This is a genomic window from Caulobacter sp. FV1ye13L (genome assembly GCF_058681155.1).
On sequence record NZ_CM178732.1, the window covers coordinates 1,532,958 to 1,557,077 of the forward strand.

Consider the following 24,120-nt stretch of genomic DNA (forward strand, 5'->3'; position numbering starts at 1 on the left):
CCGTTCCCCTCCATTGTCATCCCGGAAGCGCGTAGCGCTGTCCGGGACCCAGGGGCCGGCGCATCGCGGTTGCCCCTGGGCCCCGGCGCTCCGCTTCGCTGCGGCCGGGATGACAAGGTTTTTGCAGTGTCAGTCAAACAGCGCGGCCTTCAGCTTCTCGAACGCCCGGGCGCGGTGGCTCATGGCGTCTTTCGCCGCCGGTTCCATCTCGCCGAAGGTCAGGTCGTGGCCCTCGGGCACGAAGATCGGGTCATAGCCGAAGCCCCGGGTCCCGCGCGGCGGGAAGGCCAGGGTTCCGTGGACCTCGCCCTGGACCACCACCGACGGACCGTGCGGCCAGGCCACGGCCAGGGCCGAGGTGAACCAGGCGCTGCGATCGTCCGAGCCGCTTTCGTCCAGCCGCTCCTCGACCTTGGCCATGGCCAGGGCGAAGTCCTTGCCCGGTCCGGCCCAGCGGGCCGAATAGATGCCCGGTGAGCCGTCGAGAGCGGTCACCGACAGACCCGAGTCGTCGGCGATGGCGATCATGCCCGACAGGTCGGCGGCGTGACGGGCCTTCAGCAGGGCGTTGCCGACGAAGCTGGCCTCGGTTTCGTCCGGCTCGGGCAGGCTCAGGGCCCCGGCGGAAACCAGTTCAAATCGCCCGTCCAGCAGGGCGGAGATCTCTGGGACCTTGCCGGGATTGTGCGTGGCCACTACGAGCCTAAGTCCAGGCTCCAGTCTCAGCGCCATGATCGGCTCCTTGAGGAAAATACCAATGCGGCTCCTTTACTCCGCCTTGTCGCCGTTTGCGCGCAAGGTTCGCATCGTGGCGCACGAAAACGGCTTCACCGACGCCATCGTGCTGGAGACCGTCGCCCCGTTCACCGACGAGAGCCTGCGCGCCAACAATCCGCTGAGCCAGGTGCCGACCCTGATCCTGGGCGACGGCGAGATCCTGTTCGATTCCTCGGTGATCTGCGACCACCTCGACGCCGAGGGCGGCGCGGGCCTGATCCCGTCCGGGGGTGTCGAGCGCCGGCGCGCCCTGACCCTGCAGGCCCTGGCCGACGGCATGGGCTCGGCCGCCGTCGCCGTGGTGCGCGAGCGGATGCGGCCGGCGGATGACCAGCGGCCCGAGCTGATCGCGCGTCAGCTTGCCGCCATCATCGCCGGGCTGGACCTGCTGGAGACCGAGGGCTTTACCGATGATCGATGGGCGATCGCCCAGATCGCCGTCGCGGCCCAGCTGGCCTATTTCGACGCCCGCCAGGTGATCGACTGGCGCGAGGGTCGACCCAATCTGGCCGTCTGGTTCGAGGCCGCAAGCCGGCGTCCGTCGATGGTTGTGACTTCCGTGCAACTGGCCTGATGCCCATCGACCATCATTGCTAAAGTTTAATATCGTTTATCGATATTCAGCATTGTTGTAACCCAAATCGGGGCCTATCCAAGAAACATGGACGTCGCCGACCCTGGCCGGCGTCCAGCCACCTCATGGATCCGCCCAAAATGCCCGCCGCCCGACTGTTCCGCATCGCCGACAAGGTCATGATGACCCTGATCACCGCCGCCCTGATCGTGGGCGTCCCGGTCTCGGCGATCGCCTTCGTGGTGCAGACGCTTTAAGAGCATGGCAGTCGAAAGTGGATACCGGTTTCGACGCCTGTCATGCTCTCACGTATTGAGGCAAAGCCTACTCAGGTAGGCTTTGGGGTTTCTGGAAGCCCGCCGCGACGCGGGCCACAACAGACTGCCCTGGGGAGGGCGAGGGAAAAAGCCTATGCGCGCCTTGGGGCCTGGCTCGGTATCGAGCTTTCTGAAGATCATCCTCGACGTCATCTATGTCGGCCTGTGGATCTTCGTCAGCCTGCTGTCGCTGTTCACCCTGGTGGCGCTGCTGTTCAGCTTCAATCCGGAGCTGCTGGCCCAGATCCTGCCGATCAGCGACGCGGTCGAGGCCGTCAGCCGCGACGGGCCGCTGTTCGCCGGCGCCCTGGCCGCCTGGGCCCTGCTGCTGGGCGGCTGGATGGTGATCGTCGAGCGGTTGCGCCGGATCTTCGCCACCCTGACCGCCGGCGACCCCTTCCATCCCGACAATGTCCTGCGCCTTCGCGTCATTGGCCTGATCCTGGCCAGCCTTGAGGTGGGTCGCTACGTCTTTTCCGGTCTGGCCCGCTGGCTGGCCCCCAAGACCAAGGTGATCGACGACAGCTTCACCCTGACCGCCTGGTTTTCCGTGATGGTCGTCTTTGTCCTGGCCGAGGTCTTCCGCGAGGGCGCCCGCCTTCGCCGCGAAGCCGAACTCACCATCTGATCCGCGGAGATTTCATCCCATGCCCGTCCGCGTGAACCTCGATCGCGTGTTGCTTGACCGCCGCATGTCGCTGACCGAACTGTCCGACCGCGTCGGCGTCACCATCGCCAACCTGTCGATCCTGAAGACCGGCAAGGCCCGCGCCGTGCGGTTCTCGACCCTCGACGCCCTGTGCCGCGAGCTGGACTGCCAGCCCGGCGACCTGCTGACCTTCGAATCCGGGCCGCCCGACAGCGAAGACTGAACGGCGGCCCTACAGCGGCGAGCGGGCCCGCACGGCGCGGCCCGCCTCGCCGGTGGTGTCGATCACGGGCACGGGCAGGGCGTCAGCCTCTGTCTCATAGGCCCAGACCCGGAATCCGTTCAGCTGGTGGGGCCCAAACGAGGTCAGCATCGCCACATCGGCGGCGTCGCGGCCGTGGGCCACCACGATGCGGCCGATGCGCGGGATGTTGTTGCGCGGGTCGAAGGCCCACCATCGGTCGCCCAGATAGACCTCCATCCAGGCGCTGAAATCCATCGGATCGACGCGCGGCACGCCGATGTCGCCCAGAAAGCCGTTCACATAGCGGGCCGGGATGTTCAGGCAGCGGCACAGGGCCACGGCCAGGTGGGCGTAGTCGCGGCACACGCCGATGCGGCCCTCATAGACCTCATGGGCGGTGCGGGTGGAGCAGGCGGTCTTGTAGTCGAAGGTGATGTGGCCGTGCACGAAGTCGCAGACGGCCTGGACCCGCGCCCAGCCTTTCTCGATATGGCCAAAGCGGTCCCAGGCGATCTGGCTGAGGCGGTCGGTCTCGCAATAGCGGCTGCCCATCAGATAGCCCAGGCAGTCGTCGGGCAGGTCGGCGACAGGGTGCAGCCGGGCGTCCGGGGCCCGGGGATCGACGGCGCCGCTGTCCTCGATGACGCTGTCGCTCCACAGGGTCAGGACGCCGGCCGGGGCCACGAAGCGCCGGCAGGGATTGTTGAACATGTCGCGATAGGTCGAGGTCTCGATGGCCGGCGTCGTGAAGAACGATTCCGCCATCCGCACATCGGCCTCGCGGCCGTCGCGCAGGCCCAGCAGAGTGACCATCGCCGTCGGCCGCTGGCAGTAGACCGTGATCTCGTAGCCATAGCGGATCAGCATCGGGGTCGTCTCACGCGGAGCCGGGCGCCGAGCGGGCGAGGCCGGAAATCGGGAAGGGACTTTGACCACAACGCGCGGAGCGGCCGAAGGATGCGTTAGCCGAAAGCTGTGACGAGCGAGGGAGCCAGATGGTCCTCGATGCTGGTGACATCGACCTCGACATCCATGCCCAGATAGTCTGTGGGAAAGCCCGCCCAGGTTCCGTGAACGGGCGGAGCCAGGCGCGCATCGCGCACCACGGCGACGCGGATCAGATCGGTATTGCCGACGATGCCGTTGGTCGGGTCGAACTCCACCCAGCCGCATGACGGCAGATAGACCCGCAGCCAGGCGTGGGTGTGGCCGCCTCCGGTGCGCTCGACGGCGACCTGCTTGCGGGAGGGGCTGTGGATGTAGCCGGACACGAACTGGGCGGCCAGACCCAGGCTGCGGACGGCCTCGATCATCAGCACCGCGAAGTCGCGGCACGTGCCGCCCCCGCTCTCCAGGGTGGTCAACGGCGTCTGCACGCCGCGTTCGAAGCGCTTGCCGTATCGAAAGTCGGCATAGATCGCCTGGGTCATCTCGGCCAGCAGGTGCTGCAGGCAGGTGGCTCCCGACGGCTTGACGAACCGCAGAGCCCAGCGGGCCAGGACGCCGTCGGGGTCCTCATGCTGGGGCGCGATCGACTGGACCAGATCTGGCAGGTCGTCGCTGGAATAGGTGAAGGGCCGGCCGGCTTCATAGACATCGACATGGCCAGGCACGTCGCCAAAGGCGGGCAGGGGCGTGTGGTCGAGGGTGAACTGGCTCTCAAAGCTCAGCTCGTTGGCGCGGCCTTGAAAGCGGGCGACGCCGATCCAGTTGCCCAGCACATCCTGGACGTAACGCAGCTGGATTGGGGTCGGCGCGATCAGCAGGGTCGACGACAGCAGTCGCTGATCGCAACCTTCGCGCGGGCGCAGCATCATGCGATGATCGCCGAACGCCACGGGATTGCGATACCGGTAGCGCGTCAGATGGCGGACCGAAAGCACAGGCATTGCACATTACTGGCCGGGATTCGGACCTGGGGTCGACCCACCTTCTTGTCGCAGGTGATCCGGACCCGGTCATTGTGCTCAATGCGGGCGCCCCGTCGGCCTTTCTGCTTCTGGGGGATCATGCGGGGCGGGAAATCCCGAGGCGCCTGAACCGGCTGGGGGTCAGCGACGCTGCCCTGGACCGCCATATCGCCTGGGATATCGGCATTGCGGGCCTGGGGAAGCGGCTCTCGGCCCTGCTGGACGCGACCTTCATCGCGCAGGTCTATTCGCGGCTGGTCGTCGACTGCAATCGCCGGCCCGGGGCCGACGGCGCGATGCCGGCGGTCAGCGACGGCGAGCCGATCCCCGGCAATCGGGACCTTTCGCCGCTGGCCGTTGCGGCCCGGATGGCCGAGATCTACGACCCTTACCAGCAGGCGATCGCCGCCGCTCTCGAGGCGCGGGCCGGACGCCAGACCGTCCTGATCGCCCTGCACAGCTTCACGCCGTCGATGCAGGGCCAGGATCGGCCCTGGCGCCTGGGCGTGCTGCACCGTCACGACTCGCCGTTCTCGTCGGCGGTTCTGGCCCGGCTGCGGCAGGATCTGGGCGAGGCGGTCGGCGACAACGCGCCCTATGCGATGGACGAAACCGACAACACCATCCCGCTGCACGCCGATGCGCGCGGCCTGGACTATCTGGAACTGGAGGTTCGTCAGGACCTGCTGGCCGACGCCGAGGGGCAGGCGGAGATGGCCGAATGGCTGGCGCCGCGACTGGTCGAGGCGCTGGAGGCTAGAGCGTTATTCGGCGAAGTGGATACCGGTTCGCCGCCGAAATAACGCGTCAAAATAGGAATCTAGAGCAAACGACATGATGCAATCATGGCGACCTTTGCTCTAGAGCTCGGCTTCCAGAGCCGCCGCCTGGCGGGCGCGACGCCTAGCAAACAGCAGGGCCGCCTCGGCCGCGCCTTCGACGCCGCCGCCGGGACGGTCCAGGGTGTCGCTCTCGACGAACTGAAGGCCAGCCTCGCGCTCTGACTGCCACACCGACCGCGCCAGGTGGATGCGTCGCACGCGGGTGTCGACCAGATAGAGATCGCCGTCCGGAAGGATGGCGCCCAGCAGCCGGATCCGCGCGCCGCCCTCGGCCACGTCGATCAGGGCGCAGCGCAGCGTGTCGCGGCCGCTGACCAGATAGACCTTCCGCGAGGTCGGCCGGCGCGCATGGGCGCGCTGGTCGGCGGCGGTGGTGGTTTGTCGGGCGGTTGCTCGCATGGGATGAGCTTATGCCACGACAAGGTTAACGAGCAGATGCTTGTGCTGAAGGTTGGGTGAGACGCTTCGCCGCGCCTGCCGCGCGGGCAGATTTCAGTTGTAGCGCGGCTTTTTCAGCAGGGTGGTGCGGTCCATCGAGCGGATCTCGACCTCGAAACTGTCGCCCTCGCGCAGCACGCGCAGGGGAATGGTCGCGCCGGCCGGGCCCTGGTTCCACAGGGCGGTGTAGAATTCGGTCAGGTCGGAAACCCCCTGACCGTCGACGGCCAGGATGATGTCGCCGGGTCGCAGTTCGGCGCGGGCGGCGGGGCCCTTGGGCGAGATGCCGACCACCACGACGTGGTCTTCGATCTCCTGGGCGAAGACGCCCAGCCAGGGGCGCGGCGGATGGGGCGACTTGCCGCGCGCCAGATCGTCGAGAATGGGCGGCAGCAGTTCGGCGGGCACGAACAGGGTGATCGGGTTTGACGCGCCGTCGCGGCCCCGGGTCTCCAGGCTCAGCGATCCCAGGCCCACCAGGTCGCCCTTGGGGCCGATCAGGGCCGCGCCGCTCCAGTGCGGATGGGCGGGCGCGGCCATGATGGCGTCGTCCAGCCGATATTCCCAGTAACCGGCGAACGGCATGCGGGTGACGATCTGGGCCGCCGCCGCGTGGTCGCGCCCCCCGGCCCCGGCGGCGATGACCGCTGTGCCCGCCGTCAGGTCTTTCGACGAGCCGATGCGCATCGGTGGCAGGTCCAGCGGCTGCAGGGCCTGGACCAGGCCCAGCCCGCTGCGGGCGTCGATGCCCAGCACATGGGCCGAGACCCGGCGGCCGTCATTCAGCGTCAGGATCACCTCCCGCGCCTCGGTGATCAGATAGGCCATGGTCAGGACCAGCCCGGTGGGACTGATCACCACGCCGTTGCCGATGCGCTCGGTCCCCAGGATCGTCGCCGTATAGGCGTCGGCCGGCACGCGCGCCTCCAGGGCGACGACGGAGTCCAGCACGGTGTCCAGGTCGAACGGATAGGCCTCGGCCGAGGGCCGCAGCCGGGCTTCGACTTCATGGCCCCTGAAGGGAGGCGGGAAGGGTGCGGGCACGTCGATCTCCTTTCGGAGATCGAATCTGGGGCGCGTCGACGCCTCGGGCAAGAGGGCGAGGCGTCGCGGAGCCGTTTCCGGGCCCGGGCGCCTATTTCCCGATGGCCGCCTTCTGGAACGCGAACAGCTCGCCGATGCCCTTTTCGGCCAGGCCGTACAGGGCCTCGAACTCGCCGCGGGTGAAGCCGCGCTTTTCGCCGGTGGCCTGGATCTCGACGATGTCGCCGCCTTCGGTCAGCACGAAATTGCTGTCGGCCTCGGCGTTGGAGTCTTCCTCATAGTCGAGGTCCAGCACCGGGGTGTCGGCGAACACGCCGCACGAGACGGCGGCGACCTGGCCGGTGATCGGGTCGTTCTTCAGAACGCCTTCATCCAGCAGATATTGCGTGGCCAGGCGCAGGGCGACCCAGGCGCCGGTGATGGCGGCGGTGCGGGTGCCGCCGTCGGCCTGGACGACGTCGCAGTCCAGGGTGATCTGGCGCTCGCCCAGGGCCTTCAGGTCGACCACGGCCCGCAGGCTGCGGCCGATCAGGCGCTGGATCTCTTGCGTGCGGCCGGTCTGCTTGCCGGCGGCGGCCTCGCGGCGGCCGCGGGTGTGGGTGGCGCGGGGCAGCATGCCGTATTCAGCCGTGACCCAGCCCTGGCCCTTGCCGCGCATCCAGCCGGGGATGCTTTCCTCGACACTGGCGGTGACCAGCACCTTGGTGTGGCCAAAGCCGATCAGGCACGAGCCCTCGGCATAACGGTTGACCCCGGTCTCCAGCGTGATGGCGCGCAATTGGTCGGGGGCGCGGCTTGAAGGACGCATGGCTAACTCCGGGGCTTTGAATGCTAGAAGGGGCCGCTTATCCTATCTGTGACGGGAACTTGAAAGAGCGCCCGACGTATTTGTCGCTTAGCGAGGTCTTCGGCTTCCCGCCATGACGCAATTGTTTGGTCGCACGCCTGGCCTGACCGAGTTGGACGCCCGGGCTCGCGACATCTTCAAGCGCGTGGTCGAGTCGTATCTGGAGACCGGCGAGCCGGTGGGCTCGCGCACGATTTCGCGCGGCGGCCTGCAGCTGTCGCCGGCCTCGATCCGCAACACCATGCAGGACCTGGCGCAGCTGGGCCTGCTGGACGCCCCCCACACCAGCGCCGGGCGCATCCCCACCCATGCGGGCCTGCGGATGTTCGTCGACGGCTTTCTGGAGGTCGGCGATGTCGGCCAGGAGGAGCGCCAGGCCATCGAGGCGCGGCTGTTCTCGCGCGGCCGCTCGTTCGAGGAGGCCCTGGCCGAAGCCGGCTCGATCCTGTCGGGCCTGGCTGGCGGGGCCAGCATCGTGGTGACGCCCGTCCGCGAGGGCGGCGTCAAGCATGTCGAGTTCGTGGCCCTGGGCGGCGATCAGGCCCTGGCGGTCATGGTCTTCGAGGACGGCACGGTCGAGAACCGGCTGATGAAGCGCGCGGCTGGCATGACGCCGTCAGCCTTCCAGGAAGCCTCCAACTTCCTCAACAGCCGGCTGCGCGGCCGCACGCTCAGCGAAGCCATGGACGAGGTGCGGGCCGAGCTGGAGACCGCCCGCCGGCAGCTGGACGAGACGGCGGCGCGGCTGGTCGAGGACGGTCTGGCGGCCTGGGGTGGCGGCGAAGGCGACGCCCGCGCCCTGATCGTGCGCGGCCAGGCCAACCTGCTGGGCGAGCCCGGCGCGCGCGAGGATCTGGAGCGCGTGCGCATGCTGTTTGACGATCTGGAGCAGAAGGGCCAGCTGATCGGCCTGCTCGACGACGTCCGCGAAGCCCAGGGCGTGCGCATTTTCATCGGGGCTGAAACGCGACTCTTTTCGCTTTCGGGTTCCTCCGTGATCGCGGCGCCCTATATGACGGGCCAACGCAAGCTGCTGGGCGCGATCGGGGTGATCGGGCCTACGCGCCTCAACTATGCCCGGGTGATCCCGCTGGTGGACTATACCGCCCGCGTGCTCGGCCGGATGATGGATGGATAAGGACTAGGACCATGAGCGACGATCAAGCGCCGGTTGAAGAGATGGACATGGCCCCGGAAGCCGAGGACGCCGCCCAGGAAATCGAGGCGCTGAAGCTGGAAGTGGCGGCCCTTAAGGATCAGGCCCTGCGCTATCTGGCCGACGCCGAGAACACCAAGCGCCGGGCCGAGCGCGAAATGAACGACGCCCGCGCCTATGCGATCCAGAAGTTCGCCCGCGACCTGCTGGCCGCCGCCGATAACCTGGCGCGCGCCACGGCCATGAGCCCGCGCGACTCGCAGGATCCGGCCGTGACCAACTACATCATCGGCGTCGAGATGACCGAGAAGGAGCTTCTGGCGGCCTTCGAACGCAATGGCCTGAAGAAGATCGAGCCGGCCAAGGGCGAGAAGTTCGACCCCCACCTGCACCAGGCGGTGATGGAGCAGCCCTCGACCGAGGTCGCGGCCGGCGGCGTCATCCAGTTCCTGCAGGCCGGCTACGAGCTGATGGGTCGCCTGGTCCGCCCGGCTATGGTCGCTGTGGCGGCCAAGGGCTCGACGGCGCCGGGTTCGGCTGAACCCTCGTCGGGCGGCGGCGCCAATCCCTATGCGGGCGCCAACACCGATTCCGACGGCTCGGGCGGTTCGGTCGACATCAAGTCCTGACGCTTTTTCTGGTCGCGCGCCCCCTGGTCGCGCGCCCCCTGGTCGCGCGCCCCCTGGTCGCGAGCCTTGTCGGCGCGTGACCAGGCCCGTTCGTGCAGGTTGAAGAACACGGTCTGGACCAGCGGTTCGACGACGCCCACCGCCAGGGCGATTCGCCAGTCGCGGGTCAGGGCATAGGCGACGGCCACCGCCACGGTCAGGTGCATCGAGGCGTAGGTCAGGGTCTTGAGGGCGAGGCGCATGGCGCACGATCCTAGTTGCGAACTATTCTCAAAAGATAGGCGCGGTTTCCGTGCCTGCAAGGGGGGCCGCCCTCTTCCCCAAGCGCGCGATTTCGCTAATGTCGGCGGTCCATTCTTAACGGGACAACGCGGGGATTCTCTCGACGCGCGTGGTCCCGGAACCTGGACCTGATTTATGAAGCTTACGATTGAACGGGCGGCGCTGCTGAAGGCGCTGGGGCATGTGCAGAGCGTCGTCGAGCGCCGCAACACCATCCCGATCCTGTCGAACATCCTGCTTTCAGCGGATCGCGACACGCTGAGCTTCTCGGCCACCGACCTGGACATGGAGATCATCGACGAGGGCCGGGCCCAGATCGAGGTGCCGGGCCAGATCACCGCGCCCGCCCAGACCCTGTACGAGATCGTCCGCAAGCTGCCCGACGGTTCGGACGTGTCGCTCAGCTTCAGCGGCGATGACCCGCGCCTGGTGATCCAGGCCGGCCGCTCGCGCTTCAACCTGCCGGTGCTGCCGGCAGGCGACTTCCCGGTGATGAGCAGCGACGGCCTCTCGGGCCGCATCGCCGTCGACACCAACGAGCTGATCCGACTGATCGACAAGACCCGGTTCGCGATCTCCACCGAAGAGACCCGCTACTATCTCAACGGCCTCTATCTCCACACCGTCAACGAGGGCGGCGTGGTCAAGCTGCGGGCCGTGGCCACCGACGGCCACCGCCTGGCCCTGGCCGAGATGGACGCCCCCGAGGGCGCCGCCGGCCTGCCCGGCATCATCGTGCCCCGCAAGACCATCCAGGAGGCCCGCCGCCTGATGGAATCGGCCGGCGAGCATGTCGACCTGCAGGTCTCGGCCCAGAAGGTGCGCTTCGAGTTCGGCGCGGCCGCCCTGACCTCGAAAGTCATCGACGGCGCCTTCCCCGACTATCTGCGGGTCATCCCGCGCGACAACGCCAAGATCCTGACCCTCGACAACGACCTGTTCGCCAAGGCCGTCGACCGGGTGGCCACCATCTCGGCCGAGAAGAGCCGCTCGGTGAAGCTGGCCATCGAGCCGGGCCGCATCACCCTGACCGTCCGCAACATGGAAGCCGGCCAGGCCGTCGAAGAGGTCGAGGTCGATTATGACGGCGAGCCCTTCGAGATCGGTTTCAACGCCCGCTACCTGCTGGACGTCTGCGGCCAGATCGGCGGCCCGATCGCCGAGTTCCGCTTCGCCGACCCGGCCAGCCCCACCCTGGTGGTCGATCCGACCGATCCGGGCGTGAAATACGTGCTGATGCCGCTGCGGGTCTGATCCCGCCAAGCAGATGATCCAGGGGCTGCGCGAGGACCTGTTTGTCGAGCTGCTCGACAACATGCTCACCCTTTGGGACGCGACGGATTTTGCAGGCTGCACGACCTGGTTCGACCGCTCGCAGCGCGTCGAGGCGGCATTCGGCAGCGTCGAGCACCGCATCGACCTGATGGCCATGAACTACGCCGTCCATCGGTCGATCGCCCCCGACGCCTGCTTCGACGAGCCGCTCCGGGCGCTCGTCGACCGTGATGAAGCGCGCCAGATCTTCCAGGCCAACATGATGCGCGTGCTGATGGGCGCGGCCGGCGTCTGGCAGAAGGACAATCTGGAGATCGCGCGGCGGTATTTCGGGTAGGCGAGCACGGGGATCGGGATCGCGCCGTCCCTGAATGGGTACGGGGATTGGCGGCCCAAGTCCTCCCCCTGAACGGGGAGGCGGCCGGAGGCCGGTGGGGGAACACCGCCTTGATTCAGCAGGACTTCCCCCTCCGATCGCTGCGCGATCGCCTCCCCCTTCAGGGGGAGGACTTGTACGAGCGTCCAGACAATCGACGCAGCCCCCTAAAAACCTCCCGTATTCTGTACCCACCTCGTCGCGAGGAAAGGGCGCAAGGCCAGCGACCATTGCGGCGGCGGGGGGTGATCGAGCGGGGACAGGCGGGCGTAATGGCTCGCGGTCCGGCGTGAACGCTATTCACGCCGCCCGTCTGGGGCTGGGAGCGTACGAGGCGTCACAATACCGCCCAAGCGCAGGCTCCTGTGAACCGGTCACGCGGAGCGGACGGCTTCGTCGAAACGGTACTTATAAACTCACAGCCGGACGTGGTCCGGACGCTCCGCGACCCTTTCCATCAACTCAGCGAGACTTCGCGTGAGGCGCCGGCGCTTGCCCCCTCAGTCGCTCCGCGACAGCTCCCCCAGAGGGGGAGCAGCGCCGCGCGTTAGCTCCTCCCCTCTTGGGGGAGGTGGCCCGGAGGGCCGGAGGGGGCAGCGCGGCGTCGACGGAGAAGGCGACCTGCCTTAAGAGACCCCCATGGCGTCGGCCGCGATCAACACCCTGACCCTGACCGACTTCCGGTCCTACGCGCACGCCCGCCTCGAGACGGGCGGCGCCAGCGTCTACCTGTTCGGGGCCAATGGCGCGGGCAAGACCAACCTGCTGGAAGCCATCAGCCTGCTGTCGCCCGGCAAGGGCCTGCGCGGCTCCAGCCTGGCCGAGGTGGGGCGGCGGCTGCCGGGCGAGGCCACCGGCCGGGCCTGGGCCGTGGCGGCGCAGGTCGAGGCGGGACTGGAGGAGCCGGTGCAACTGGGCACGGGCGTCGAGACCGGCGGCCAGACCCGGCGGCTGGTGCGGGTGGATGGCGAGACCGTGCCGCCCGGCCGGCTGGCCGATCACATCCGCCCCATCTGGCTGACCCCGGCCCAGGACCGGCTGTTCCTGGAAGCCGCCTCCGAGCGCCGCCGCTTCTTCGATCGGCTGGTCTTCGCCGGCGAGCCGTCTCACGCCGCCCACGCCAACGCCTATGACAAGGCCCAGCGCGAGCGCATGCGCCTGCTGACCGACGCCTTTGAAAGCGGCGCGCCGGCCGATCCCGTGTGGCTGACCGCTCTGGAAGCACGCCTCGCCGAGGCCGGCACCCTGATGGCGGAGGCCCGCGCCCGCACCCTGGTCGCCCTGCAGGCCGAGATCGACGGACGCGGCGACCGGCCCTTCCCGCAGGCCAGGCTGTCCCTGACCGGCGAGTGGGAAAAACTGGCGCTCGAGGGCGTCGAATTTGCCGAGATCGAGCTGCGTCTGGCCACCGCCCTGGCCGCCGCTCGGCCCCGCGACGGCGCCGCCGGACGGGCCCTGACCGGCCCGCATCGGGGCGATCTGGACATCCTGCATGTCGAGAAGGACCGTCCGGCGGCGGAATGCTCGACCGGGGAGCAGAAAGCGCTGATTCTGAACCTGGTTTTGGCCCAGGCGGCGCGACTTTCGCGTGCGGAATCCGCGCCGAATCCTATAGTATTGCTCGACGAAGTCGCCGCGCATCTCGACCTCACGAGGCGAGCCGCTTTGGCCGACGAAATCACGGCGCTCAAGCTCCAGGCCTTCCTCACCGGCACGGACGAGTTGCTGTTCGACCACCTCAAAGGTCGGGCTCTTGGCGTTCGCGTGTGCGACGCCGGCCTGACCGCTTTGGAAGACGTATGACGCAAGAGACCGAAGGCCCGGCTGAAGACAACAGCGGCGATCGCCTGACCACTGCCGACGGCTCGCAGATGGCGGCCCCTGAAGTGATGAGCGGCGACTATGACGCCGACTCGATCAAGGTGCTCAAGGGCCTGGACGCGGTGCGCAAGCGCCCCGGCATGTATATCGGCGACACCGATGACGGCTCTGGCCTGCACCACATGGTCTATGAGGTGGTCGACAACGCCATCGACGAGGCCCTGGCCGGTCACGCCACCAAGGTCGAGGTGATCCTCAACGCCGACGGCTCGGTGACGGTCACCGACGACGGTCGCGGCATCCCGGTCGACATCCACGAAGGCGAAGGCGTCTCGGCGGCCGAGGTCATCATGACCCAGCTGCACGCCGGCGGTAAGTTCGATCAGAACAGCTACAAGGTGTCCGGCGGCCTGCACGGCGTCGGCGTTTCGGTGGTCAATGCGCTCAGCGACTGGCTGGAGCTGAAGGTTCACCGCAACGGCAAGGCCCACCAGATGCGCTTCGAGCGCGGCGACGCCGTGTCGTCGCTGAAGGTGACCGGCGACTCGCCGATCCGCGAAGAGGGCACGCCCAAGGCCGGCGACTATCTGACCGGCACCGAAGTGACCTTCTTCCCGTCGCTTGAGACCTTCGCGTTCATCGAATTTGACCGCAAGACGCTGGAGCATCGCCTGCGCGAGCTGGCGTTCCTGAACTCGGGCGTGACCATCTATTTCCGCGACCTGCGCGACGCCGAGCCGTGGGAAGAAAAGCTGCACTATGAGGGCGGCATCGAAGCCTTCGTTCGCCACCTGGACAAGGCCAAGACGCCGCTCTTGAGGGCGCCGATCGTCATTCGCGGCCGCAAGGACAAGGTCGAGATCGATCTCGCCCTGTGGTGGAATGACAGCTATCACGAGCACATGCTGTGCTTCACCAACAACATCCCGCAGCGGGATGGCGGCACCCACCTTTCGGCCTTCCGCGGCGCCCTGACCCGGATCATCACCAACTACGCCGAGAGCTCGGGCATCACGAAAAAGGAAAAGGTCAGTGTCGGGGGCGAAGACGCCCGCGAGGGCCTGACCTGCGTGCTGTCGGTCAAGGTGCCCGACCCCAAGTTCAGCTCGCAGACCAAGGACAAGCTGGTCTCGTCCGAAGTGCGCCCGGCCGTCGAGAACCTGGTGCAGGAAGGCCTGGCCAGCTGGTTCGAGGAACACCCGACCGAAGCCAAGGCCATCGTCTCCAAGATCGCCGAAGCCGCCGCCGCCCGCGAAGCCGCCCGCAAGGCGCGCGAACTGACCCGCCGCAAGAGCGCGCTCGACATCACGTCACTGCCCGGCAAGCTGGCCGACTGCGCCGAGCGTGATCCGGCCAAGTCCGAAATCTTCATCGTCGAGGGTGACTCGGCCGGTGGCTCGGCCAAGCAGGCCCGCAACCGCGACAACCAGGCGGTGCTGCCCCTGCGCGGCAAGATCCTCAACGTCGAGCGCGCCCGGTTCGACAAGATGCTGTCGTCCGACCAGATCGGCACCCTGATCACGGCCCTGGGGGCCGGCATCGGCCGCGACGACTTCAACGCCGACAAGGTGCGCTACCACAAGATCGTGCTGATGACCGACGCCGACGTCGACGGCGCCCACATCCGCACCCTGCTGCTGACCTTCTTCTATCGGCAGATGCGCGAACTGATCGATCGCGGCTACATCTACATCGCCCAGCCGCCGCTCTATAAGGCCAGCAAGGGCAAGTCCTCGCGCTATCTGAAGGACGACAGCGAGATGGACGCCTTCCTGATCGACGAGGGCGTCGACGGGGCTGAACTGGACCTGCCGTCCGGCGAGCGTCGCACCGGCAAGGACCTGCTGGCCCTGATCCAGCTGTGCCGACAGGCCAAGGGCAATATTGATCGTCTGGCCGCCCGCGCCCCGGCCTTCGCCGTGGAGCAGACGGCCCTGGCCGGCCTGCTCAGCGAAAGCCCCGACATCGCCGCCGCCGCCGCCCGCCTCGACCTCTATGCCGAAGAGGGCGACGGTCCCTGGACCGGCGAGCGCGGCGACACCGCCTATGTGTTCAAGCGCGTGCGTCGCGGCGTCACCCAGAACGTGGTGCTCGACGATGGCCTGCTGAACGCCGCCGACGCCCGCCGTCTGGCCGAGCGCGCCGGAGCCCTGGCCGAGATCTTCTCCGGCCGCGCGGTGTTCCGCCGCAAGGACAAGTCGACCATCGTCCGTGGACCGATGGATCTGGTGGGCGCGGTGATGGACGCCGGTCGCAAGGGCCTGTCGATCCAGCGCTACAAGGGTCTGGGCGAGATGAACCCTGACCAGCTGTGGGAGACCACCCTCGACGTCGAGGCCCGCACCCTGCTGCAGGTCAAGGTCAATCATGCCGACGACGCCGACGACATGTTCAGCCGTCTGATGGGCGACCTGGTCGAGCCGCGCCGTGAATTTATCCAGGAAAACGCCCTCGACGCCGAGGTCGACGTCTAGGGCAAGTCTCTGATTTGCCGGTATTTTGAGCAACCCAAGCTCAAAGTCCCGGCGAAGGCGGGGGTCGGGTTCGCCAATTCAACGAAAGCGTTGTTCCTGCGGCGATCTGACGCATGCCGCGAGTGACGCCGGCGTCAACTTGCGAAACTCTCGGGCGATTCGGCATAGAATTGCGTGAGGACCCTCCAAGTTGAAACAAGACGCCAGTCTGCGTCCGGAACGGATTCTGGATCTCTCCGAACGTCTGAGTGCGGTCGCGGGCGAAAAGATCGGCGAGATCACCCGCGTCAACCGCGCGGCCAAGATGCTCTCGATCAACGCCCTGATCGTCGCCGCCCGGGCGGGCGAGGCCGGCAAGGGCTTCGCCATAGTGGCCGAGGAATTCAAGAAGATCTCCACCGAGATCGACGCCGTCGCCGCCGCCCTGGAAAGCCAGGTGCGCGCCGATCTTGACGAATTGACCGCCATCGGCGGCGCGATCCTGGGCCACATGCGCGGCCAGCGCCTGGCCGACCTGGCCCTGAACGCCATCGAGATCGTCGACCGCAACCTCTATGAACGCACCTGCGATGTGCGCTGGTGGGCCACGGATTCCGCCGTCGTCGCCTGCGTCGACGACGCCTCTCCCGAGACCGCCCGTCACGCCAGCCAGCGTCTGGGCGTGATCCTGGACGCCTACACCGTCTATCTCGACCTGTGGATCTGCGACGCTCGCGGCAAGGTCGTGGCGACGGGGCGGCCGGACCGCTATCCCGGCGCCCGCAACATCTCGGCGGCCGACGCGTCCTGGTTCCGCGACGCCATGAAGACCGCCAGCGGCGACGATTTCATCGCCTGCGACATCGAGCGGGTGAAGGCCCTCAATGACGCCCCCGTCGCCACCTACGCCACGGCCATCCGTGAGGGCGGCCTGAGCCATGGCAAGGTGCTGGGCGTGCTGGGCGTTCACTTCGACTGGAAGCCCCAGGCCCAGGCCGTGGTCGACGGCGTGCGCCTGACCACCGAGGAGCGCAGCCGTTCAAGGGTCATGCTGCTGGACCAGAGGGGCCGCGTTCTGGCCTCGTCGGACGGTCGCGGCATCCTGACCGAGACCTTCCCGCTCAACACCTCTGACGGCGGCATGGGCAGCTATGCGGATGGCGACCTGACCGTCGGCTATGCCCTGACCCCTGGCTATGAAACCTACAAGGGCCTGGGCTGGTATGGCTGTCTGGTGCAAAGCAAGGAGCCGGCCACGATCCTCGAAACAATGGCCAAGTCGGTTGCCGCCTGAGCGCGGCAAGCAAACGGCCTTCTGGCGATGTTTCGGAGTTTGGCGCACCCGACAGGATTCGAACCTGTGACCTCTGCCTTCGGAGGGCAGCGCTCTATCCAGCTGAGCTACGGGTGCGTCCGCCTTGCGGGAACGGCGTCTTAGCCGAAAGGCGCGGTCGGCGCAAACGGGGTTATGCGTCGCCCGCTATTCTCCGCCCATATAAATGAAGCGGGCGATGAACAGGGCGGCCAGCACGAACAGCAGCCAGTCGCTGATCCGCGCCTGGCCCCGGGCCAGTTTCAGCGCCGCATAGCTGGTGATGCCGAACGCCAGGCCATTGGCGATCGAAAAGGTCAGCGGAATGGTGATCAGGGTCAGGAAGGCCGGGATGGCCACGCCGGGATCGTCCCATTCCACCTCGGCCAGCGAGCCGATCATCATGGCCCCCACCAGGATCAGGGCCGGCGCGGTGGCGGCGATCGGGATGGCCTGGACCAGGGGGGCGAAGAACAGGGTCAGCAGGAACAGCAGGCCGACAATGACCGCCGTCAAGCCGGTGCGACCGCCGGCCTGCACGCCCGAGGCGCTCTCGATATAGCTGACCACGGTGCTGGTGCCGGCCACCGAACCGGCGATGGTGGCCACCGAGTCGGCCAGCAGGATGCGGTTGAGGCGGGGAATCGAACCGTCGGGCGCCACCAGCCCGGCCTTCTTGGTCACGGCCACCAGGGTGCCGACATTGTCGAACAGATCGACGAACAGGAACACGAAGATGATCTCGGCCATGGCCATCGCCATGCCGGCCTTGGCGCCGCCGCCCAGGTTCAGGGCGGCGGGAATGTCGAGCTGGAAGGCGGTGGCCGACAGTTCGGCGAGGGAATAGCCGCCCGGCGCGATCTTCGACAGGCCCATGAACCAGCCCAGAACCGCCACCAGCAGGATGCCGATCAGGATCGCACCCTTCACCCGCCAGGCCATCAGCGCCCCGATGATCGCCAGGCCGGCCAGGGCCAGCATGGCGGTGGGCTTGGTCAGGTCGCCCAGCGCCACCATGGTGGCCGGATTGCTGACAATGATGCCGGCCTCCTTCAGGCCGATGAAGGCGATGAACAGGCCCACCCCCGCCGCGACGGCCGAGAACAGCGGCCGGGGAATGGCCCCGACGATCAACTGGCGGATGCCGGCCACGGTCAGCACCAGAAAGGCCACCCCGGACAGGAACACGCAGCCCAGGGCGGTTTGCCAGGGCACCCCCATGCCGATCACGACCGTGTAGGTGAAATAGGCGTTCAGCCCCATGCCGGGAGCCAGGGCGATCGGATAGTTGGCGATCAGCCCCATCAGGATGCAGCCGATGCCGGCCGCCAGGCAGGTGGCGGCGGCCACAGCGGCGACGGGCATGCCCGCCTCGCCCAGGATGGCCGGATTGACGATGACGATATAGGCCATGGTCAGGAAGGTGGTGACGCCGGCCAGCGCCTCGGTGCGCAGGTTGGTGCCCTGGGCCTTCAGGCCAAACTGGCGTTCCAGAAAACTCATCAACTCACCCCCGACTCTCGCCGTGGAGTTTGTCCAAGCATCTCCCGAACGCAAGCGCTGACCGTCAGTCCTTGGTCGGATCGGCCGCGTTAGGGTCGCCATAGGTCAGGGAGACGAAGACGTCTTCCAGATCCGGGTCTTCGGTGGCGATGTCCTTGATGTGCATGCCGCTGGCCCGCACTGCCGCCAGCACCTGCTCGACGCTGGACTGGCCGGTGCGATACGACACCGCGAACGCCCCGCCGGCCCGGATCTTGGTGTCGAAACCGGCCAGGGCCGGCGCTACCGTCACCGGCTGTTCGGGCGTGACCACCACATTGCGGCTGTCCATGCGCTTGAGAAGCGTGGCCGTCGGCTCGCAGGCCACCACCTCGCCGCGATTGACGATGGCGATCTGGTCGCACAGCTCCTGGGCCTCTTCCAGATAGTGGGTGGTCAGCACGATGGTGACGCCCAGCTCGTTGAGGCCCTTCACATAGCTCCACAGCTGGCGGCGCAGCTCGACATCGACGCCGGCGGTCGGCTCGTCCAGGATCAGCACCGGCGGCTGGTGCACCATGGCCTTGGCCACCATCAGGCGTCGCTTCATGCCGCCCGACAGCTGGCGGACATAGGCATTGGCCTTGTCGGACAGCCCCAGCGCGCTGAGCAACTCGTCGGTGCGCCGCTCGTTCTTGGGCACGCCGTACATGCCGGCCTGGACGTCCAGCGATTCGCGCGGCGTGAAGAAGACATCGGTGGCCAGTTCCTGCGGAACCACCCCGATGGCGGCGCGGGCGTCGCGCGGCCGCTGGTCGATGTCGCGATCCCAGATCCGCACCGTGCCGCTGGTCTTGCGGGTCAGGCCGGCCAGGATGTTGATGAAGGTCGACTTGCCGGCCCCGTTTGGGCCCAGCAGGCCGAAGATCGAGCCGCGCGGGACCTTCAGGTCGATGCCGTTCAGGGCGCGCTTTTCCGGCGAGGTCTTGGTGGCGGCGTAGGTCTTGAACAGGCCTTCGGCTTCGATGGCGTAGGCGGGCAGGTCCATGCAACGTCCAGACAGGTCCCGAAGGGGACGATAGGGCCCAGGCAGGTCCCGCGGGGGACAATAGGGCAGGGAAGGCGCGCGGCTTGAATTGACGGCGGCGCGACAGGTCGCATAGGTATGCCTGCATCGCCGCCAAGCCAAGGCCGCGTCCAGACTTCAAGGGTTTTCGAACATGGCGCGCAAGGCCAAGACCGTCACCGCCACCGCTCCTGCCGCCATGGACGTCACTGTGACGGCTGTCGGCGCGGGGCCCGCGCCGGAAACCGTGATGGTCCGCTCGCACCGCATCGCCTGCGACGGCGTCGGCGGGGCCCTGGGCCATCCGCGCGTCTGGCTGGAAATGGGCGCGGCCGGCTTTGTCGACTGCCCCTATTGCGACCGCCGCTTCGTGGCGACCACGGCGGTTGGCGACGAGAACGAGCAATTGGCGCCGGGCGTCTACGAAGGCGCCGGCGGCCACTAGCGTTTTTTCGGTTGTCGCGTTCTCTTTGCGCGCAACGGTAGCCACTTCGCTCGAAAACGCTGACCCATGACCGACCTCGTTCCCGCCTCGCGCCGCGCCGAGACCCTGGCCGAGGCCTGGGCGGCGGCCGAGTGGCCGCATGAGGCCCCTGTGCTGCGCGCCATCGCCATGCCCTCCGACACCAATCCCGAGGGCGACATCTTTGGCGGCTGGCTGCTGTCGCAGATGGACCTGGCGGCGGCCTCGATCGCCTTCCACCGCGCGGCCGGTCGGTGCGCCACCCTCGCCATCGACGGCATGACCTTTATCAGCCCGGTCTTTGTCGGCGACGAGGTCAGCCTGTTCGCCAAGGTCGTCCACACCGGTCGCACCTCGCTCAAGGTCGGGGTCGAGGCCTGGCGCCGCCCGCGCGACAGCGAGCAGGCGCACAAGGTCACCGAGGGCGTGTTCACCTTTGTGGCGATTGATGAGAACCGCAAATCGCGGCCGCTGCCCTAGGCGCCAAGCGGCGGCCCGGCGCCCGCTTGGCCGCCTAGAGCCCTAACGCTCTTCGTCGAACCGGTTGGCCACCAGTTCGCACAGCGCTTCAAGGGCGGTGTCCGCTTCGGGGCCTTCAGCGGCGATATCGATGGTCGAGCCGATGCCTGCGGCCAGCATCATCAGGCCCATGATCGAACGGGCGTCCACGCAGGCGCCGTCACGGCTGACCGTCACCTCGGCGTCGAAACCAGCCGCCATCTTCACGAACTTGGCCGAGGCCCGGGCGTGCAATCCCCGTTCGTTGACGATTTCGACCGTCCGCTCCGCCATGCGACTCATTTTTCTCCCGCGAGCACATAGGAGGCCACGGAGATATATTTCCGTCCAGCCTCCTGGGCGTGGGCGACGCAGGATTGCAGGTCCTCACGCTGGCGCACGCTGGCCAGCTTGATCAGCATCGGCAGGTTCAGGCCGGCAATCACCTCGGCGCGGGTCTGCTCCATCACCGAGATGGCCAGATTGCTGGGCGTGCCGCCGAACATGTCGGTCAGCAGAATCACGCCGCCGCCGCTGTCCACGACGGCGCACGCCTTCAGAATGTCGGAACGGCGACGTTCCATGTCGTCTTCAGGACCGATGCAGATCGCTTTCACCGCGGTCTGCGGGCCGACCACATGTTCCATGGCGGAGACAAACTCCTCCGCCAGACGCCCGTGCGTAACGATCACGAGCCCGATCATGCCAGATGTCTCAACCGGGATCCCCATAACCCGTGGCGGCCGGGAGGAGCCGCGCGGGCGCACTTGATACGCTCGTTAGAGAGGGACTCCAAGATGCTCCAGCATGCGTCTGATTTTCGCCGGCGCAGCGGGTTCCAGAGGCCACAGGTCGAAAACGGGAACGCTCACGCCGCAGAGGGTCTCGAAACGGGGCTGCGGCAGGCGTTCGACGGCGCCGGACGCGTCAACGCACCGCACGAGCAGGGCGATCCGGGCGAAGGCGATGACGGGGGTGGGGACGACGCCCAGACCCCGAATCTCGATCAGGCCGGACAGAGAATCAGGGGCCTTGCCATAAAGCCGGCCGCCCGAGGCGAAGACGACCGTGCGGTCATCAGCCACCAGGGCGAAGCCTGATTCGACGGCGCGCAGGGCCAGATCGCTCTTGCCGACGCCTGAGGGACCCTCGATCAGGGCGCCGCGCCAGAGTCCGCCGCGGCGCAGGGCGACCAGGCCGGCGTGGCGGATCACTCGCGCGATTCCGGCAGGTCGACGGTGAAGCGCGCCCCCAGCAGGGCGCCGTCGGCGTCGACCCGGTTCTCGGCCTTCAGCTCGCCGCCGTGGGCCTCGACGATCTGGCGGGCGATGGACAGGCCAAGGCCCGAATTGCCGCCGAACGCCTTGCCCTTGGGCCGTGAGGTGTAGAAGCGCTCGAAAATGGTCTCGAGGTTCTCGGCCGGTATGCCGGGGCCGTCGTCGTCGATCGTGGTGACCAGCCGGCCGCGCGTGCGGGTCAGGACGACGCGGACCTCGCCGTCGGCCGGGCTGAACGAGCGGGCATTGTCGATCAGGTTGCGGAACACCTGGCCGATGGGGGTCTCGCGCGCCATCAGCCTGGCCGGCGCGAGCGGATCGCCGGTCGAGACGCTGACCCGCACGCTGCCGGGCGCGTCGCCGGGGCGCAGCTGGGCCTCGTACAGACTGGCGACCTCGGCCAGCAGTTTGGCCAGATCCAGCGCCTTGGGCGCCTCGCGCGACAGCTCGGCGTCCAGGCGCGAGGCGTTGGAGATGTCGGTGACCAGCCGGTCCAGCCGGTTGACGTCGTTCTGCAGAATGGCCAGCAGCCGCGCGCGCGCCACCGGATCGGTCACCAGGTCCAGGGTCTCGATGGCCGAGCGGATCGAGGTCAGGGGGTTCTTGATCTCGTGGGCCACGTCGGCGGCGAAGCGCTCGATGCCGTCCATGCGCTCGGACAGCGAATGGGTCATCTCCTCGAGCGCGCGGGACAGGTCGCCGATCTCGTCCTGGCGCCGGGCGATGTCGGGCAGGGAGATGGCGCGCGCCCCCTCCAGCCGCACCCGGTCGGCGGCGCGGGCTAGGCGCATCACCGGCTCGGCGATCAGGCGGTGCAGAAGGATCGACGAGATCAGGGTGGCGCTGATCGCCACCAGGATGAACGGCAGCAGGGCCCGGCGCTGGGCGGCGATGATCGAATCGACGTCGCCGACCTCCAGGGTGAGAACGCCGAGCACTGCCCGCACGTGCTGGATCGGGATCGACACCGAAACCACCCGCTCGCCGTTCTCCGACATCCGCGTGCCCGCCACCGGAGACCCGCGCAGGGCCTGGGCCAGCTCGTTGGACAGGCCCTGGCTGGCCTTGGCCGCCTTGGCCTTGTCAGCGGGATCGTCGCGGACGGCGGCGTCCTTGTCGCCGGGCTTGCGCGCCGGGGGCAGGACCTTCCATTCCACGCGGTCGGCGACCATGAAGCTGTCGGCCAGCACATTGCCGTCGGCGTCGAACAGTCGCGCCCGCTGCGAGCTCGGAATGAACAGCAGCTGGAAGATGGCGCTGGCCGCTTCGGCGTTCAGCGCCGGCTCGGGCTCGCCCTCGGTGGCCAGCTGGTCGATGACCTTAGCGATCAGGTCGCCCTGGGTGGTCAGGCTTTCGACCCGGGCGTTGACCAGACCACTGCGCAGTTCATTGAGCACCAGCGCCCCGATCACCAGGATCGCCAGCGCCAGCACATTCAGACCAATGATCAGCCGGCCCAGACGCGAACCGCGCGGCCACGACCAGCGACGCCGTGGCGCGCCGGTGTCAGGCTTCGCGATAACGATAGCCAACGCCGTACAGGGTCTCGATGGAGTCGAACTCGGGATCGACCTGGCGGAACTTCTTGCGCATCCGCTTGATGTGGCTGTCGATCGTGCGGTCGTCGACATAGACCTGATCGTCGTAGGCGGCGTCCATCAGGTTGTCGCGGCTCTTCACAAAGCCGGGGCGCTGGGCCAGGGACTGCAGCAGCAGGAACTCGGTGACGGTCAGGCGGACGGGCTTGCCTTCCCACAGGCTGTCGTGGCGTGCGGGGTCCAGGGTCAGCTTGCCGCGCTTCATCATCTTGGAGCCGGCCAGGCCCGCGGCGATCGACGGTTCTTCGTCCTCGGGACGGGCGCGGCGTAGCACGGCCTTGACCCGCTCCAGCAGCAGGCGCTGGCTGAAGGGCTTGTGCATGTAGTCGTCGGCGCCGAGATTGAAGCCGAGGATCTCGTCGATCTCGTCGTCCTTCGAGGTCAGCATGATGACCGGGATCTCGGAGGTCTGGCGCAGGCGGCGCAGCACTTCCATGCCGTCCATGCGCGGCATCTTGACGTCCAGGATGACCAGGTCCGGCGCCTGGCTCTCGACGGCCTCAAGGCCCGAGGCGCCATCGTAATAGGCCTTGACCGTGTGGCCGTGGCTTTCGAGGGCCAGCGAGACCGAAGCGACGATATTCTCGTCGTCGTCTATGAGCGTGATAGCGGCCATGGAGCCTGTCTGATCCTTCAACCTTCGTCTTGAGGCGATCCTATCGACCCCCCGCAGTCGCTTCAACGCATCGCGCGGCAAAGCTTTCCCAAAGGGGTGTCGCCGCCCTTTGCGGCCCCAGCGTGGCGCGATTGCGGCTGAAGCTTCCAGGACCGCCCTGCTTCAGCGCGAACG

Annotated in this window: 28 protein-coding genes, 1 tRNA gene and 2 pseudogenes; 14 read left to right on the top strand and 17 right to left on the bottom strand. The window is 67.6% G+C overall.

What is annotated here, in order from left to right:
* Window positions 1-40 precede the first annotated feature (40 nt).
* Window positions 41-133, bottom strand: a pseudogene (locus ACW176_RS07145) (hypothetical protein); the annotation flags it as partial.
* A complete protein-coding gene (gene rdgB / locus ACW176_RS07150; protein WP_492111429.1) occupies window positions 130-732 on the bottom strand; it encodes an RdgB/HAM1 family non-canonical purine NTP pyrophosphatase in 603 nt (200 codons plus the stop codon). The pseudogene ACW176_RS07145 and the gene rdgB, both read right to left, overlap by 4 nt.
* Before the next feature lie 25 nt (window positions 733-757).
* Between rdgB and ACW176_RS07155 the strand changes: the two genes are divergently transcribed.
* From ACW176_RS07155 to ACW176_RS07170, 4 genes are all read left to right on the top strand, one after another.
* The gene (locus ACW176_RS07155) at window positions 758-1,351 is read left to right on the top strand and encodes a glutathione S-transferase (RefSeq protein WP_492111430.1); all 594 of its coding nucleotides are present in this window, start codon (window positions 758-760) and stop codon (window positions 1,349-1,351) included.
* A 140-nt stretch (window positions 1,352-1,491) separates the two neighbouring features.
* Complete coding sequence (locus ACW176_RS07160) at window positions 1,492-1,608, top strand: hypothetical protein (protein ID WP_492058452.1); 117 nt, start codon at window positions 1,492-1,494, stop codon at window positions 1,606-1,608.
* Between the two features lie 154 nt (window positions 1,609-1,762).
* The gene (locus tag ACW176_RS07165) at window positions 1,763-2,296 is read left to right on the top strand and encodes a DUF2975 domain-containing protein (protein WP_419319658.1); all 534 of its coding nucleotides are present in this window, start codon (window positions 1,763-1,765) and stop codon (window positions 2,294-2,296) included.
* 19 nt (window positions 2,297-2,315) lie between these two features.
* Window positions 2,316-2,540, top strand: coding sequence for a helix-turn-helix domain-containing protein (locus tag ACW176_RS07170; protein WP_419319659.1), 225 nt, complete (start codon window positions 2,316-2,318; stop codon window positions 2,538-2,540).
* A gap of 9 nt (window positions 2,541-2,549) precedes the next feature.
* Here ACW176_RS07170 and ACW176_RS07175 read toward each other — a convergent pair whose 3' ends face one another.
* Window positions 2,550-3,428, bottom strand: a complete 879-nt coding sequence (locus ACW176_RS07175; protein ID WP_492111431.1) for a transglutaminase-like domain-containing protein — start codon at window positions 3,426-3,428, stop codon at window positions 2,550-2,552.
* A 95-nt stretch (window positions 3,429-3,523) separates the two neighbouring features.
* Window positions 3,524-4,450: a transglutaminase family protein gene (locus ACW176_RS07180; RefSeq protein WP_492111432.1), complete on the bottom strand. Its 927-nt coding sequence runs from the start codon at window positions 4,448-4,450 to the stop codon at window positions 3,524-3,526.
* A 74-nt stretch (window positions 4,451-4,524) separates the two neighbouring features.
* Between ACW176_RS07180 and ACW176_RS07185 the strand changes: the two genes are divergently transcribed.
* Window positions 4,525-5,274 (top strand): N-formylglutamate amidohydrolase, encoded by a 750-nt coding sequence (locus tag ACW176_RS07185; protein WP_492111433.1) that lies wholly within the window; start codon window positions 4,525-4,527, stop codon window positions 5,272-5,274.
* Window positions 5,275-5,331: 57 nt separating this feature from the next.
* On the opposite strand, the gene ACW176_RS07190 is transcribed toward ACW176_RS07185, so the two are convergent.
* The 3 genes from ACW176_RS07190 to rph all read right to left on the bottom strand — a co-directional run bounded on the left by ACW176_RS07190 (window position 5,332) and on the right by rph (window position 7,603).
* On the bottom strand, window positions 5,332-5,712 hold the full coding sequence (locus ACW176_RS07190; protein WP_492058448.1) for a PilZ domain-containing protein: 381 nt from the start codon (window positions 5,710-5,712) through the stop codon (window positions 5,332-5,334).
* 93 nt (window positions 5,713-5,805) lie between these two features.
* Window positions 5,806-6,795 carry a S1C family serine protease gene (locus tag ACW176_RS07195; protein ID WP_492111434.1) on the bottom strand — a complete coding sequence of 330 codons (990 nt, stop codon included), beginning with the start codon at window positions 6,793-6,795 and terminating at the stop codon, window positions 5,806-5,808.
* A gap of 91 nt (window positions 6,796-6,886) precedes the next feature.
* Window positions 6,887-7,603: a ribonuclease PH gene (rph, locus tag ACW176_RS07200; protein ID WP_492111435.1), complete on the bottom strand. Its 717-nt coding sequence runs from the start codon at window positions 7,601-7,603 to the stop codon at window positions 6,887-6,889.
* A gap of 112 nt (window positions 7,604-7,715) precedes the next feature.
* Here rph and hrcA point away from each other — a divergent pair, with 112 nt between their 5' ends.
* On the top strand, window positions 7,716-8,780 hold the full coding sequence (gene hrcA, locus ACW176_RS07205) for a heat-inducible transcriptional repressor HrcA (protein WP_419319669.1): 1,065 nt from the start codon (window positions 7,716-7,718) through the stop codon (window positions 8,778-8,780).
* Window positions 8,781-8,791: 11 nt separating this feature from the next.
* A complete protein-coding gene (gene grpE, locus ACW176_RS07210; protein WP_492058445.1) occupies window positions 8,792-9,427 on the top strand; it encodes a nucleotide exchange factor GrpE in 636 nt (211 codons plus the stop codon).
* Here grpE and ACW176_RS07215 read toward each other — a convergent pair.
* On the bottom strand, window positions 9,367-9,669 hold the full coding sequence (locus tag ACW176_RS07215) for a DUF2061 domain-containing protein (RefSeq protein ID WP_492111436.1): 303 nt from the start codon (window positions 9,667-9,669) through the stop codon (window positions 9,367-9,369). The genes grpE and ACW176_RS07215 overlap by 61 nt on opposite strands.
* Before the next feature lie 175 nt (window positions 9,670-9,844).
* Between ACW176_RS07215 and dnaN the strand changes: the two genes are divergently transcribed.
* Window positions 9,845-10,963 carry a DNA polymerase III subunit beta gene (gene dnaN, locus ACW176_RS07220; protein ID WP_419253101.1) on the top strand — a complete coding sequence of 373 codons (1,119 nt, stop codon included), beginning with the start codon at window positions 9,845-9,847 and terminating at the stop codon, window positions 10,961-10,963.
* A gap of 13 nt (window positions 10,964-10,976) precedes the next feature.
* Complete coding sequence (locus tag ACW176_RS07225; RefSeq protein WP_492111437.1) at window positions 10,977-11,321, top strand: hypothetical protein; 345 nt, start codon at window positions 10,977-10,979, stop codon at window positions 11,319-11,321.
* 160 nt (window positions 11,322-11,481) lie between these two features.
* On the opposite strand, the pseudogene ACW176_RS07230 reads toward ACW176_RS07225, so the two are convergent.
* Window positions 11,482-11,627 (bottom strand): annotated as a pseudogene (locus ACW176_RS07230) (hypothetical protein); the annotation flags it as partial.
* A 372-nt stretch (window positions 11,628-11,999) separates the two neighbouring features.
* On the opposite strand from ACW176_RS07230, the gene recF reads away from it, so the two are divergent.
* The 3 genes from recF to ACW176_RS07245 all read left to right on the top strand — a co-directional run bounded on the left by recF (window position 12,000) and on the right by ACW176_RS07245 (window position 16,928).
* Window positions 12,000-13,163 carry a DNA replication/repair protein RecF gene (gene recF / locus ACW176_RS07235; RefSeq protein WP_492111438.1) on the top strand — a complete coding sequence of 388 codons (1,164 nt, stop codon included), beginning with the start codon at window positions 12,000-12,002 and terminating at the stop codon, window positions 13,161-13,163.
* The gene (gene gyrB, locus ACW176_RS07240) at window positions 13,160-15,655 is read left to right on the top strand and encodes a DNA topoisomerase (ATP-hydrolyzing) subunit B (RefSeq protein WP_492111439.1); all 2,496 of its coding nucleotides are present in this window, start codon (window positions 13,160-13,162) and stop codon (window positions 15,653-15,655) included. Before recF ends, gyrB begins: the two co-directional genes overlap by 4 nt.
* Window positions 15,656-15,845: 190 nt before the next feature.
* On the top strand, window positions 15,846-16,928 hold the full coding sequence (locus tag ACW176_RS07245; protein WP_419319676.1) for a methyl-accepting chemotaxis protein: 1,083 nt from the start codon (window positions 15,846-15,848) through the stop codon (window positions 16,926-16,928).
* Window positions 16,929-16,968: 40 nt separating this feature from the next.
* Here the strand turns inward: ACW176_RS07245 and ACW176_RS07250 are convergent.
* From ACW176_RS07250 to ACW176_RS07260, 3 genes are all read right to left on the bottom strand, one after another.
* Window positions 16,969-17,045: transfer RNA gene (locus ACW176_RS07250), tRNA-Arg, on the bottom strand.
* 69 nt (window positions 17,046-17,114) lie between these two features.
* On the bottom strand, window positions 17,115-18,449 hold the full coding sequence (locus ACW176_RS07255) for an NCS2 family permease (protein ID WP_492111440.1): 1,335 nt from the start codon (window positions 18,447-18,449) through the stop codon (window positions 17,115-17,117).
* 64 nt (window positions 18,450-18,513) lie between these two features.
* Window positions 18,514-19,476, bottom strand: coding sequence for an ABC transporter ATP-binding protein (locus tag ACW176_RS07260; protein ID WP_492111441.1), 963 nt, complete (start codon window positions 19,474-19,476; stop codon window positions 18,514-18,516).
* A gap of 172 nt (window positions 19,477-19,648) precedes the next feature.
* On the opposite strand from ACW176_RS07260, the gene ACW176_RS07265 reads away from it, so the two are divergent.
* Both ACW176_RS07265 and ACW176_RS07270 read left to right on the top strand, forming a co-directional pair.
* Window positions 19,649-19,939, top strand: coding sequence for a zinc-finger domain-containing protein (locus ACW176_RS07265; protein ID WP_492111442.1), 291 nt, complete (start codon window positions 19,649-19,651; stop codon window positions 19,937-19,939).
* 66 nt (window positions 19,940-20,005) lie between these two features.
* Window positions 20,006-20,437 (top strand): acyl-CoA thioesterase, encoded by a 432-nt coding sequence (locus tag ACW176_RS07270; RefSeq protein WP_419319681.1) that lies wholly within the window; start codon window positions 20,006-20,008, stop codon window positions 20,435-20,437.
* A gap of 42 nt (window positions 20,438-20,479) precedes the next feature.
* Here ACW176_RS07270 and ACW176_RS07275 read toward each other — a convergent pair whose 3' ends face one another.
* The 5 genes from ACW176_RS07275 to chvI all read right to left on the bottom strand — a co-directional run bounded on the left by ACW176_RS07275 (window position 20,480) and on the right by chvI (window position 23,946).
* Entirely contained in the window at window positions 20,480-20,758 is a 279-nt protein-coding gene (locus ACW176_RS07275; protein WP_419319682.1) for an HPr family phosphocarrier protein, read from the bottom strand.
* Window positions 20,755-21,159: a PTS sugar transporter subunit IIA gene (locus ACW176_RS07280; protein WP_421739683.1), complete on the bottom strand. Its 405-nt coding sequence runs from the start codon at window positions 21,157-21,159 to the stop codon at window positions 20,755-20,757. Before ACW176_RS07280 ends, ACW176_RS07275 begins: the two co-directional genes overlap by 4 nt.
* A 75-nt stretch (window positions 21,160-21,234) precedes the next feature.
* Window positions 21,235-21,669, bottom strand: a complete 435-nt coding sequence (locus ACW176_RS07285) for an HPr kinase/phosphorylase (protein ID WP_492111443.1) — start codon at window positions 21,667-21,669, stop codon at window positions 21,235-21,237.
* Entirely contained in the window at window positions 21,666-23,264 is a 1,599-nt protein-coding gene (gene chvG, locus ACW176_RS07290; protein WP_492111444.1) for a two-component sensor histidine kinase ChvG, read from the bottom strand. Before chvG ends, ACW176_RS07285 begins: the two co-directional genes overlap by 4 nt.
* Window positions 23,239-23,946, bottom strand: a complete 708-nt coding sequence (chvI, locus tag ACW176_RS07295) for a two-component response regulator ChvI (RefSeq protein ID WP_419319686.1) — start codon at window positions 23,944-23,946, stop codon at window positions 23,239-23,241. Before chvI ends, chvG begins: the two co-directional genes overlap by 26 nt.
* Window positions 23,947-24,120 lie beyond the last annotated feature (174 nt).